The organism is Nostoc sp. TCL240-02 (assembly GCF_013343235.1).
In the GTDB taxonomy this organism is placed as follows: domain Bacteria; phylum Cyanobacteriota; class Cyanobacteriia; order Cyanobacteriales; family Nostocaceae; genus Nostoc.
Genome location: NZ_CP040094.1, coordinates 3,546,782 through 3,559,087 on the forward strand (window position 1 = coordinate 3,546,782; position 12,306 = coordinate 3,559,087).

At 41.9% G+C, this 12,306-nt stretch carries 11 protein-coding genes; 3 read left to right on the plus strand and 8 right to left on the minus strand.

Features of this window, described 5'->3' with window-relative positions:
- Positions 1-48 precede the first annotated feature (48 nt).
- A complete protein-coding gene (locus tag FBB35_RS15240; RefSeq protein ID WP_174710361.1) occupies positions 49-1,413 on the plus strand; it encodes a polysaccharide biosynthesis/export family protein in 1,365 nt (454 codons plus the stop codon).
- A 276-nt stretch (positions 1,414-1,689) separates the two neighbouring features.
- Entirely contained in the window at positions 1,690-3,864 is a 2,175-nt protein-coding gene (locus tag FBB35_RS15245) for a polysaccharide biosynthesis tyrosine autokinase (RefSeq protein ID WP_174710362.1), read from the plus strand.
- A gap of 130 nt (positions 3,865-3,994) precedes the next feature.
- Here the strand turns inward: FBB35_RS15245 and FBB35_RS15250 are convergent, their stop codons facing one another.
- The 6 genes from FBB35_RS15250 to FBB35_RS15265 form a co-directional block, all read right to left on the minus strand.
- Entirely contained in the window at positions 3,995-4,666 is a 672-nt protein-coding gene (locus FBB35_RS15250) for a rhomboid family intramembrane serine protease (RefSeq protein WP_174713651.1), read from the minus strand.
- A gap of 380 nt (positions 4,667-5,046) precedes the next feature.
- On the minus strand, positions 5,047-5,385 hold the full coding sequence (locus tag FBB35_RS33915; protein WP_217481713.1) for a hypothetical protein: 339 nt from the start codon (positions 5,383-5,385) through the stop codon (positions 5,047-5,049).
- 56 nt (positions 5,386-5,441) lie between these two features.
- Complete coding sequence (locus tag FBB35_RS33920; RefSeq protein ID WP_217481714.1) at positions 5,442-5,816, minus strand: hypothetical protein; 375 nt, start codon at positions 5,814-5,816, stop codon at positions 5,442-5,444.
- A 38-nt stretch (positions 5,817-5,854) separates the two neighbouring features.
- A complete protein-coding gene (locus FBB35_RS33925) occupies positions 5,855-6,169 on the minus strand; it encodes a hypothetical protein (RefSeq protein WP_217481715.1) in 315 nt (104 codons plus the stop codon).
- 254 nt (positions 6,170-6,423) lie between these two features.
- Positions 6,424-7,143 carry a rhomboid family intramembrane serine protease gene (locus FBB35_RS15260; protein ID WP_174710363.1) on the minus strand — a complete coding sequence of 240 codons (720 nt, stop codon included), beginning with the start codon at positions 7,141-7,143 and terminating at the stop codon, positions 6,424-6,426.
- A 93-nt stretch (positions 7,144-7,236) separates the two neighbouring features.
- Positions 7,237-8,025 carry an SDR family oxidoreductase gene (locus tag FBB35_RS15265; RefSeq protein ID WP_174710364.1) on the minus strand — a complete coding sequence of 263 codons (789 nt, stop codon included), beginning with the start codon at positions 8,023-8,025 and terminating at the stop codon, positions 7,237-7,239.
- Positions 8,026-8,177: 152 nt separating this feature from the next.
- Here FBB35_RS15265 and FBB35_RS15270 point away from each other — a divergent pair, with 152 nt between their 5' ends.
- Positions 8,178-8,798 (plus strand): hypothetical protein, encoded by a 621-nt coding sequence (locus tag FBB35_RS15270; protein ID WP_174710365.1) that lies wholly within the window; start codon positions 8,178-8,180, stop codon positions 8,796-8,798.
- 708 nt (positions 8,799-9,506) lie between these two features.
- Here FBB35_RS15270 and FBB35_RS15275 read toward each other — a convergent pair.
- Positions 9,507-10,067, minus strand: coding sequence for a Uma2 family endonuclease (locus FBB35_RS15275; RefSeq protein ID WP_174710366.1), 561 nt, complete (start codon positions 10,065-10,067; stop codon positions 9,507-9,509).
- Between the two features lie 10 nt (positions 10,068-10,077).
- Positions 10,078-12,075, minus strand: a complete 1,998-nt coding sequence (gene uvrB / locus FBB35_RS15280) for an excinuclease ABC subunit UvrB (protein WP_174710367.1) — start codon at positions 12,073-12,075, stop codon at positions 10,078-10,080.
- Between the last annotated feature and the right edge of the window lie 231 nt (positions 12,076-12,306).

Here is a 12,306-nt window from a genome sequence, read left to right on the forward strand (position 1 = left end):
AAATAACGACTCGGCGCGAATAATTCTCATATCATTTTTTCTGCACCGATGTTCATAGATCCCACTTCTTATATGCGTGCATTTAGCGCCCTGTGTTTTGTTAGTCTTCAAGTAGGAGTTTTTTTAACAACACCTATCCAACTTGTCCTTGCCCAGCCTTTTCCATCTCAAGGACAATCACCAAGGCAACCCCCCTCGCCTGTGCCAGGTACTGAGACTGAGGTTATACCTACAGGTACAAATGACGAAACTTCCAGCCAACTCAGTCGCTACCTCTTGGGGCCAGGAGATATAATTGGCGTTGTACTTCAACGTCCTCCTGGCCCATACCGCTTAGGCATAGGAGATGGAATTAGCGTTTCGGTTCAGCGCTTTCCAGATTTGAGTTTTCAAGCTTTAATCAACCCGGAGGGTAACATTGTAGTGCCACTACTGGGAACAGTTTCTTTACAAGGTTTAACTTTACAAGAAGCTCAAGAAAAAATTCGCTTGGGTTTAAATCGTTATGTTGTCGATCCAGTAATAGTTTTAGCCTTAGCAGCGCAGCGCCAAGACTTAAGTTTTCAAACTGTAATTAGTCCTGAAGGCAACATCGTAGTACCGCAAGTGGGAACGGTGTCATTACAAGGTTTAACTTTAGAAGAAGCTCAAGAAAAAATTCGCTTGGGTTTAAGTCGCTTTTTCCCAGATCCAATTGTAGTAGCCTCTTTAGTAGGGACAAGACCAGTTCAAGTGACTGTTAGCGGAGAAATATTCAGACCAGGAATTTATCCGATTAATTCATCAACACCCCGCGTTGCTGATGCCCTACTAATATCTGGGGGTTCAACGTTAAATGCAGACCTGCGACAAATACAAGTACGCCGCAAGTTAATTGATGGTTCTGTGATTTCACAAACTATTGACTTATATGCAGCACTGCAAAATGGCGGTTCAATCCCTAATTTACGCTTACAAGACGGAGATGCGATACTCATCCCCCGTCGTGAAGTTGGTAATGATGACGGTTATGACCGCAATTTGGTAGCACGTTCATCCTTAGCCACACCACAGATTAGAGTCCGGGTTTTAAACTACGCTGCGGGAGGTCTATCTATTCAAGCACTGCCTAATGGCAGTACATTTGTAGATGCTTTGGGAGGAGTAAATCTTGATACTGCTAATCTCCGAGATATCGCTCTGGTTCGCTTTGATCCTGAACAAGGTAAAGCTGTTACCCAGAAACTTGATGCTAAAAAAGCTCTAGGAGGCGATGCGTCTCAAAATGTGGCGCTTCAAGATAATGATGTTATTGTTGTTGGTCGTAACCTCATAGGTAGAATTACTAATTTCCTAACTACCATTACCCAACCTTTCTTCAATGTTCAATCCTTTCTCCGGTTTTTTGATAACTTCGGTGGCGGGTCAAATTAATAACTCTAAAAGAAGGATACAATCTGGAAATAGTTGGGAGTGTAGGAAGCCACATCTCCAACTGGTATTTGAATTCGTTAATGTAAAAATATTAAAGATATATACCGTATATATATAGTAGGCAATTGATAGCATTCTTGTATCAAAACCACTATCTTGAGTTTGGTGCTTCCTAAATTTTGAATTTTATTAGCCCAATGTAAAGCCTTCGGCATGGCTTCGCTTAGAGCGAGTATGCGAGCGTCATTTTAAATTTTGAATTGGAGCGAAGCGACAATGACCCCACCAATTGTTAAGCGCTATCTTATTGCTTTTGATAAGTACAAGTGGATTGGACTAGCTAGTTTTGGTCTAGTTATAGTAGGGTCAACTGTGGTAGCTATGCAACCAGAGCCACCTACTAGCTACATAGCATCTGCCGCACTTACCTATAGTGGCCCACCAGTTTCTTTCTCTGCAACTGGTACTGAAATTCAACAGCAAGGAAAGGAACTGAATCAGGAAGTTTTACTCTCCAACCAAATAATTGCAGCAGTGGCAGAAAAAGTCGGTGTTAAACCGACAAAGCTAGGTAACAGTGTCGTTCTTTCTGTTCCTAAAAAAAACCCCAGGACTGGAGATTTGGAATCTAGTATTTTGGAATTGAAATATGTAGATACTGATCCCAAACGAGGTATACAGGTCTTGGCGGAATTGATGCAAGCAATGATCAAGTTGAGCAGTGATATTAATACTGGGCGATTACAAGCAATTATTGAAAAGATTAACGATCGCGTACCACAAGCTAAACGAGAATTGCAAGTTGCTGAAAAGAAGTTAGAACAGTACGATCGCATCGAACGAACGGCAATATTAGCAGCCGAGAATGGCAGCTTGTTAAGCGCTGTTACAGCTAGCCAAAATCTCCAACGGCAGATGCAATTAACTATTTCTGGGGTTGATGGTCAAATTCGCAGTTTACAAAACAAGTTAGGCTTAACAGTTGGACAGGCTTATGTTTCTTCTGCTTTGAGTGCCGATCCAATTATTGGTAACTTACGAGCGCAAATTTATCAAAGTGAGTCGCAAATCGCCGTACTCAGAAAGGATTTGCGACCGGAACACCCAACGATGGTTCAGTTAATGCGTCAGAAGCAAGCTGCTGAAGAATTGCTGCAACAACGTGCGGCTGAGGTATTAGGTGGTGATGGGACGGCAGCTCCGCTTCAGGGTAGCGTTGCAGGTATTCGCACCCAAAGCAGCTTAGATCCAGCCCGCCAGCAATTAGCAAACCAAATGGTGTCTTTGCAAACCCAACGGGAAACGCTGCAACAACAACTAGCTCAAGAGATCCAACAAGAAGCGCGACTACGGCAAGAGTATTCTTTGATACCCAATAAACAATTAGAGCGATCGCGTTTAGAACAGGAGGTTGCCCTCAAAAAATCCATCTACGACCAAATGCAGGTGAAGCTAACCGATGCTAAAACCGCAGAGGCAGAAACTACTAGCAGCCTCAGCGTTGCCAGACGGCCGACTGCTGCTGCCGACATCAAACCCCCGAAGAGTGTACCTATCACCCTTGCTGTGGGCGGTTTCTTAGGTGTGGTGATTGGTGGTGGGGTGATATTTTTGTTGGGAGCGCTGGAAGGGACTTTCAAAACCAGAGAGGATATTCGTGAGAGCCTCAAGCAACGGGAAGTGGCAGTGTTGGGAGAATTACCTTTAATGCCAGTTGATGATTTGGATAAAGAAGCAGTGCCGGTGGTCGTTTCTGCTGATTCTCCTTATTTAGAATTTTATGAGAAATTCCGCAGTAATCTGCGCCGGATAGGTGGTAAAAACTTAAAAGTGGTGTTGATTACTAGCACTAGTAGCTTAGAAGGTAAAACGGCAAGTGCTTATAACTTAGGTATAGCTTCTGCCCGTGCTGGCAAAAGAACCTTGATTATCGAAACAGATTTGCGATCGCCTTCCCGTTCAACATCCCTGAAAGTAATTCCTGATCCCGATGCCACAATTGAACCCCTTCGTTATTACGCTAACTTAAGTGAATGTATCCGTTTAGTTCCTGATGTAGAAAATTTATACATTCTTCCAAGTCCTGGCCCTGTGCGCCAATCTGCTGCTATTCTGGAATCTAGCGAAATGCGGCGGCTGATTGAGGATGTCCGCGAACGTTTTGATTTAGTTATTTTAGACACCAGCCCACTCAGTATCTCCAACGATCCTCTTTTAATCCAACCTTACAGTGATGGGATCGTATTAGTGACACGGCCACACTACACACAAGAGAATATGTTAGGTGAAGCTGTTGATCAATTGGTAGAAGCAGAACTGGGGTTGTTAGGAGCAATTATTAATGGTGCTGATATCATTGTTTCTGTACCGGAAGAAGTTGCACAATCATCAACATTTACATCTGAAGTAGAAGAATCAGAAGAAGTTTCAGCAGGTGCTAGCAAAAACTAATATCCCAATAGGGAAATTTCAATGTTGTATGGGCGCTTCACATTCTTACTGGGTAAGTAAGCAAAGGTTAACGCAGAGGTTTGATAGCTAGCAATTTTTTCGCTATGAATTTAGACAGAAAATGCTGTATTTAGTCCTGCCTAAACAACCCAAACACGGGAGCGAGAATTACCCCAAAAACAAAACCCCCGATATGCGCCCAGTAAGCAACTCCACCGGTTTGCACAGTCATATGAGCGGCTGTTTGTAGGGTAGCAAGACCAGATATAACATTCTGCACAAAGAAAAGTCCAATTATCACTAATGCTGGAATTCTGATTGTGGTGATGAAAATCCCCAAAAAAACTAAGGTCATGACTTTAGCGTGGGGAAAGCGAATGATGTACGCACCCAAAACCCCAGAAATTGCACCACTTGCCCCCAAGGAAGGAATCTCAGAATTCATACCAATAAACCATTGGCATAAGGCAGCTAAAGCACCACACGTCAAATAAAAAATTAGATATTTGGCATGACCTAATCGATCTTCAATATTGTTGCCAAAAACCCAGAGGAACAACATATTTGAGATTAAGTGCCACCAACCACCGTGTAAAAATTGCGACGTAAATAATGTTATCCACTCTCCACTCAAATTTGTGGTTAACTCTTGAGGTACTACCGCATATTGACTTAAAAACTGACTCAATTGTGCATTTGACAGGCTCACCTCGTGAAGAAAAACTACAATATTTATGCCAATTAACCCGTAGGTGAAATACGGGGTGATTCGCGTCGGATTTTCGTCGTAGAGGGGAAACACAGGTGTTTTTCCTAAATTATTGGCTAATTGCAATATAGCTTGTACGGCTACCAGTTGCGAAATTTAGGCAATTTCACCTAATTAAATCAAACAGTATAAACAATTCACGGTAATTTTTTGATCTCTGGACAAGAAATTCACCGCTTGGGTTTATGGCGGATGCGTCGCTTGAATCTATTGTGGTGTGGGGAGAAAAGGCATCTGCCGAACTCGATCCCAACTTGACAGTTGAGACTTCAGACAAAAGTATTGTAGGAATAATCAAAAAAAATACGTTGCAATTTGAAAGCGAAGTGTTACAAGTTCAATTAAATAAAAGGAAAAAGTATGATTTTAATTAGTTTTTAACAACAAATTTTAAACCCCGTGAAAATTTGACATCAATACCGCAAAACCAATGCAATTCGCTGATGAATGGATAGTGCTTCATCGTCCACAATTGCAATGTTTCCTCTCCTAGCTAAGACAACTTCTATAATTTCATCAACGGCATCATCCATCACCTCTGTACCACCCGGTTGATCAACTAACTCAAACCTGCCGTCTTCAGTCAAGATTGCTGGTACATGGTAGTTTTTTTCAACCAAAAGCAATTTCCCTCGACCTTCATGTGCTAATCGCCACGTTTCCCCAATCGTAGAAACGACACTTTGAGTACCCATTGCGTCATCTAATGCCTGGAGTGCATCAGCCTGTTGCGCCTCCCGAACGGACTGCATGATTGCCCACACTTGAGGGGTCAGTTCATGAATCGTCGCTTTGTCAAAATTGCCGCTCAGGCTTCCTGCGTAGGCGTAGCCCGCACTCGGCTGCGCTCAGTGACCATCGTAGACATCGCTTGAGTATCTTGCGAAACCTCCTGGAAGAAAGATACTTGCCGATCAACCCCTCCTACAACCAATGGTAGTGACTCATTTTGAGTCTGATAGAGCGTCAATGCACTGTCTACCTGCTGAAAAAATCTGCGATGCCTGTCGTCTCGATAGCTAGAATCAGCGTCATAGGGAAGCGGAGCCGTGGCTCCGGGCCCTGTCATTTGCATTGGGAAGTTTTCATCATCAACTTCCTCAAGGGTTTCTCCTGTTCCAGCTAATAAGCGCGTGGATGCCTGACTTAACAGCAAGACCCAATAGCGCTGGGCCCGATGCATTCCATATACCAAATCTCGTGTCGCGAAGGTTTGATCAATTACAACCCGCGCAGGTACAGGAAAAGGCAGGTAATAAAGCTTGGCAAAGTCATGGCTGATGTATAACGCCAATCCATCCAGCGTGTGGCGATAGTCAATTCGCTTACGAGGGTTTCGAGCCGCTTCAACAACGGTTCCAACTCGTGGTTAGTAAATTCTGTGGCAAGCCGCTTTGTTGCCTCATCTACCAGATTTTTCACCCGAATCGGATCTTGTTTGTTATCTGGTGATGTCCGATGAGTCGACAACAGGATGGAAAGCGCCGGAACATTGCTCAAAAATTGCAACTGCTTAAGAGCCTGACGAGTGATCATGGATATCTCTTATCGATTTTTAGTGGTGACTAAACTGTTTCCAATGTTAAAGACAGAACCACTCGTAATTCCTCTACCCAAAAAAGGAGATTGCATCCGCAGTTTTAGTGTATGAGGACTTACGCAATAACTCTCTGAAACTCTTATTCATTTGTGTCCTTCTCTGACGAGACGCTGCGCGAATGCAGTTCGTTTTTTCATTATTTTGCGTAAGTCCTGAGTATAATTGAGGGGTACTACGATACCATAAAAAATTACTTATACCAAGATTCTTCTTGTGATTTATCGTTAAACAAACCCAATAGAGGGCCGATAATTGCCCCAAAGATAAACCCACCAGCATGGGCCCAGTAGGCAATACCGCCGCTTTCCATACCGATGTTGGTACGTGTTTCGAGACTAGCAAGTCCATAGAAGGCTTGTTCGAGAAACCAGAATCCTAAAAAGAAATATGCCGGGACGCGGAAAGTTGGGAAGAAAAACCCTAAAGGCACTACGCCGAGAACTTCGGCATTGGGAAAGCGGAGGATGTATGCTCCTAGAATACCTGCGATCGCACCACTAGCACCCAAAGATGGAATGCTAGAATCTTGAGCGAAGAACCACTGTGTTAATGCTGCTAAAACACCGCAAGATAAATAAAACAGTAAATATTTGGCATGGCCTAACTTATCTTCAACGTTGTTACCAAAAATCCAAAGAAACAGCATATTACCTGCTAAGTGCAAGAAACCACCATGCAAGAATTGCGAGGTAATCAAAGTTGCCCATTCTGGTACTGGTTGATGTACAGAGATACCACCAAAGCTGAGGGTGAGTTCTCGTGGAACTACAGCCGCAAGGTGTAAAAACCCATTTAATGCTTGTGGAGGAAGACTTGCTTCATAAAGAAAAGCGAGGACGTTGGCAGCAATCAAGCCGTAAGTTACATAAGGCGTGATTTTTGTGGGATTATTATCGCTAATTGGAACCACGAGCGTTTTTTCCTGATTTTAAGACAGCAATTCTACAATACGGAATTTTGTAAGTAGTTTCTTCTACCTCGTGGATGGATCTCGCTTTGAGACTTAAAAACCGAAAGCCAAAAAACCACCATCGACAGTGATACATTGTCCAGTGATGAAAGATGCCGCAGGCATACAAAGAAATGCTACTAAACCCGCTACTTCTTCTGGTTGACCAACTCTTCCCATAGGTGTTTGGGAAAGAACTAATTTGAGAAAATCTTGGTTATCGAGTACAGACTCGGTTAGAGGAGTGCGAATAGCCCAAGGTGCTACGGTATTTACCCTAATATGATCGCCAGCCCATTCAACTGATAGTGATCGCGTCAGTTGATTTATAGCCGCTTTAGTCATACCATAAGGAGCGCCTGTACGGTTCGAGACTAAACCCGCTACAGAACTTATATTCACAATGCTGCTATTTTCCCCATTTTGCAGCAGAGGGTAAAATAAACGGCACATCTCAAAAATTGATATCTGGTTTGTCTGGATGATAAACTGATATTCAGCAGCCGTGTAGTCTACTACTTTTTTGCTGATATTGGTTCCCACATTATTAACCAGGATGTCTAATTTATCCCAGGTTTTACCAACCTGCTCAAAAATGGCTTGTCGCCCCTCAGCAGTTGCAACATCTGCCGTAATTCCATAGGCAGGTAATCCTAATTCTCGCCAGATAATTAGTTGTTGGTCAACATCTTGAGAATTCCGTGCCACAATTATGACTTCTGCACCTAGAGATAAGAACTCATTGGCAACAGCTAGTCCAATGCCTTTGGTAGCACCTGTAATCAGTGCTTTCTTTCCTGTCAGTGTCCAGCGTAGACTTAGCCTGCCGTAGGCATCACTCATTTGTAATTTTGCGGATTTTTTCTTTTCAAGGTATCAGTTTAAGAGTTTATCTTGTAAGTGCCCAATGCGATCGCTTTTTATAGTAATGTAGGCGATCGCAATCCCTAAACCATTTACCGCATCTGATTCCAATTCAATAGCGGATCAAACTCATGTTTTTTTCAAATTCTCTGGAAAATCAACTCCAGCGCTGGAACGAAGCCATTCGCAATCAGCCGAAAAATCCTAATGCTTACGTTCGCCGGGGTATGATTAACTTCCAACTGGCAAAAATTGATGAATCTATTCAAGATTTCGACATAGCAGAGCAATTGGATGCTAGTATTAAACCCTACCTCTGGCAACGTGGATTATCGTATTATTATGCAGAAAGATTTGCTGAGGGTGCTGAACAATTTGAAATAGATTTAACTGTAAACGCTCAAGATGTAGAAGAAACAGTATGGCGATATCTCTGCATAGCTCGTTCGTTAGGTGTTGAAGAGGCACGTAAATCTTTACTAACTGTGAAAAATGACCCTCGACGCATTATGCAGCGCGTATATGATTTGTATGCGGGAGATTGTACACCAGATGATGTTTTAACTGTTGGTCAATCAGAAGGTATAAAAGGAAATTTTTACAGTCATCTTTACTTGGGATTATATTACGAAGTCGAGAATAATATTGGTTTAGCTCAGGAATATATAGTTAAAGCTGCTGATAATTACAAAATTGATGATTATATGTGGTATTTAGCGCAGGTACATCAAAAATTGCGAGGGTGGATATAGTGCTTATAGTGACAGATATGGCCCTCTTCGACGAATGTTTGCTATACCATGCACAATTCCTAACATTGCACCGATGTAAAGTCCAATATGGATTCCCCAAACTAACATAAATCTATTTAATCCAAAATTAGCCTTTCAGGAAGTGTAACTATTTACAACTTCTTCAGAATTTTCACCATTGTATGCGAAGCATCTGTGGAGATAGCATGAAATTCAAAGATTGACTATGTATCATGTCAATTTTCGGTTGCTTCAGTTTCAAACTGCACTTGGCGGTACAAAGGGGCGATCGCCTCAAAAAGAAAACTTGCCAATCGTGCCTCCACAGATAACTTAAGTCACCTAACGTTCCGGTTAAGCAGATGTAAATAACCTTTGCAGCTATATGAAGCATTTGAGTCAGTCTGCTTCATCGACTTGTTAGCTTGTACTAGAAAACTCAGAAGGATTATTTTTCTCGTTCAATTTTTGGTCGATTTCACTAATGAAGCTTTCAACTTTAGTGATAATATCATCAACCATCATGTCAGCAATAATAATTTCTTTGCCCTCTTTTGTCTTTCCATTTCTATGTACTAAATCGTGCCTTATTGATACAGCTTTTTGAATTTCAAGACATCACTATTTCCACATCCGCCGAATTGCTACCCCAACCAACCACTGATGCTCTAGCATTTTATTTCGCAGATGCTTTCTGGCGATCGCCTCCTAGATTTTTCGCAATAATTCTCGAATAGCGATCGCACAATCAGGGAAAGCTAAAGGTGAAATTGTCACATCCTCTGCAAGTATGCTCTCACTGTGATATCCGTCTGGACTAGGGAGACGATACATATACAACTTGCGTCCATTGACATCTAAAATCCAGTACTCAATAATGCCTGATTTAGCATAAGCGTTCGCTTTTACTTCTTGATCGTATTTGAGACTGGAATCAGCTATTTCAATCAGTAAAAACACTTCGGAAGCATTGGGATGGTGATCCTCATAATCTAATGGATTCAGCTTCACCACTGAAATATCTGGTTCTGGTTCCGAGTAATCGTCAAGTTGCACTGGTGACTGGATTCTTAATAAAACTTTGTCAGCCAAACGTTGACGTAATAATCTTTCTGTGCGGGTAATTGCTGATTCGTGAGCAGTACCTTTTGCTGACATTCTGATGATTTGTCCCGCGATTAATTCTAAGCGTTCTTCAGGATGAAAAATTCCCGTTTCCGCCATTTTGTGATATTCTTGAACACTAATTAGGCGAATATTGGTAAGCATAAGATTAACGTTAACGTCCTAGCATTTTATCCCGCAGATGTTTAATGCGATCGCGCAATTTACCCGCCTCTTCAAATTCCAGTTTTTTTGCCGCCTCTTTCATCTGTGCTTCTAACAGAGTAATCAACCCTGGAATTTGTTCTAATGGCAGTTCATCTAGATGTTCATCTACAACTTTCAAATCAGTTGCATTTAATCGCCGAGATACATCTAAAAAAGCCAAAATCGCATTACTTGATTTTTTCACAATTGGTTGTGGTGTAATCCCATGCAGTCGATTATATGCTGTTTGAATACCACGCCGCCTATCTGTTTCATCAATAGCTTTAATCATGCTACCTGTCATATTGTCGGCATACAAAATTGCTTGTCCTTGGACGTGGCGCGCAGCTCTACCAATAGTTTGAATTAAGGAACGCTCGGTTCGCAGAAAACCTTCTTTATCTGCATCCATAATTGCTACTAAGGAAACTTCGGGTAAATCTAAACCTTCCCGCAGCAAGTTCACACCAACCAAAACATCAAATTTTCCCTCGCGCAAGTTCTGCAAAATCTCAATGCGCTCAATAGAAGTAATCTCGGAATGTAAATACCGTACCCTGATACTGCGGTCTTGCAAATATTCGGTTAGATCTTCGGCCATGCGTTTGGTTAATGTGGTAATTAACACTCGCTCATGGCGATCGGCTCTATCTTTAATTTCTCCCAGTAAATCATCAATTTGTCCTTCTGTGGGACGCACAGAAATTTCTGGATCAACTACCCCAGTTGGTCGGATTACTTGCTCAATTACATTCTCTTCAGAAACTTCTATTTCCCAAGTTCCGGGAGTTGCGGAAACAAAAATACACTGATTAACCTTTTGCCAAAATTCTTCAGCTTTTAAAGGACGATTATCAGCAGCGCTAGGAAGCCGAAATCCATGTTCAATTAAAACTTTTTTTCTCGCTTGGTCGCCGTTATACATACCCCGAATTTGGGGTACGGTAACGTGAGATTCATCGATAATTAGTAGCCAATCTTTAGGAAAATAATCAATTAAACATTCTGGTGATTCTCCAGCTTGTCTTCCTGCTAAGTGACGGGAATAGTTCTCAACGCCGTTGCAATAACCGACTTCGCGCAGCATTTCTAGGTCATAGCGTGTACGTTGATCTATGCGTTGCGCTTCTAATAGTTTCCCTGCTTGTTCTAAGTCTAATTTTTGCTGTTTTAATTCTGCTGCAATGTCATTACAAGCTACTTCTAACCGTTCTTCTGGTGTGACAAAGTGACGCGCAGGGTAGACATTCACCGCTTCCAAACTCTTGAGAATTTCACCTGTCACCGGGTCAATGTAGCGAATCGCGTCAATTTCATCACCAAAGAATTCGACGCGAATAATTCGGTCTTCATAAGCTGGGCCAATTTCTAAGACATCACCACGGACGCGAAATTTTCCCCGACCCATTTCGATGTCGTTACGGCTATATTGAACATTTGCCAAATCTCGTAAAATTTGGCGTTGATTTACTTCCATACCTATCTGAAGAGGGATGGCAGCTTTGAGATATTCTGCTGGCATTCCTAAACCGTAGATGCAGCTGATGGAAGCAACGACAATGACATCACGGCGTTCAAAAAGCGATCGCGTCGCTGAGTGCCGTAACATATCTATCTCATCATTAATCGCCGCTGTTTTTTCAATATAAGTATCGGTAACGGGAATATACGCTTCTGGTTGATAATAATCGTAGTAGCTGACAAAATACTCAACTGCGTTGTTGGGGAAGAAATCCCGCAACTCGTTACAAAGCTGTGCAGCCAGGGTTTTGTTATGCGCCAGAACTAAAGTCGGCTTGCCAATTTTCTCAATAACTGCTGCTACCGAAAATGTCTTACCAGTTCCAGTGGCTCCTAGTAAAGTTTGATAACGATTGCCTGATTGGATACTAGCAGTAAGTTGGGCGATCGCTTGTGGTTGATCGCCTGTGGGAATAAAGGGAGCTTGAAGACAAAATTCTGTCATACAGTTTTGCTGAAAATACCCTATCTCATGGTGACGATTTCGCCCTGTATCCATTGTAGCTGGCTTATTAGACTAAAATAAATGGTAATAAGTTTTTACAAAACTTATTAATTAAAATTTACTTATGTATCAGTTTTAAAGATTCTTATATCTATGTGAGGTTTTTTAAGGTTAAACTCTAAAGTATATGGGAAAAAATTTCATCTTTCCTTAATTATTGTAAAATTCAAT

Coding starts and splice junctions, on each gene's coding strand:
- FBB35_RS15240 (WP_174710361.1), top strand. CDS start 49: ATGTTCATAGATCCCACTTCTTATATGCGTGCATTTAGCGCCCTGTGT.
- FBB35_RS15245 (WP_174710362.1), top strand. CDS start 1,690: ATGACCCCACCAATTGTTAAGCGCTATCTTATTGCTTTTGATAAGTAC.
- FBB35_RS33915 (WP_217481713.1), bottom strand. CDS start 5,385: ATGCAGTCCGTTCGGGAGGCGCAACAGGCTGATGCACTCCAGGCATTA.
- FBB35_RS33920 (WP_217481714.1), bottom strand. CDS start 5,816: ATGCATCGGGCCCAGCGCTATTGGGTCTTGCTGTTAAGTCAGGCATCC.
- FBB35_RS33925 (WP_217481715.1), bottom strand. CDS start 6,169: ATGATCACTCGTCAGGCTCTTAAGCAGTTGCAATTTTTGAGCAATGTT.
- FBB35_RS15265 (WP_174710364.1), bottom strand. CDS start 8,025: ATGAGTGATGCCTACGGCAGGCTAAGTCTACGCTGGACACTGACAGGA.
- FBB35_RS15270 (WP_174710365.1), top strand. CDS start 8,178: ATGTTTTTTTCAAATTCTCTGGAAAATCAACTCCAGCGCTGGAACGAA.
- FBB35_RS15275 (WP_174710366.1), bottom strand. CDS start 10,067: ATGCTTACCAATATTCGCCTAATTAGTGTTCAAGAATATCACAAAATG.
- uvrB (WP_174710367.1), bottom strand. CDS start 12,075: ATGACAGAATTTTGTCTTCAAGCTCCCTTTATTCCCACAGGCGATCAA.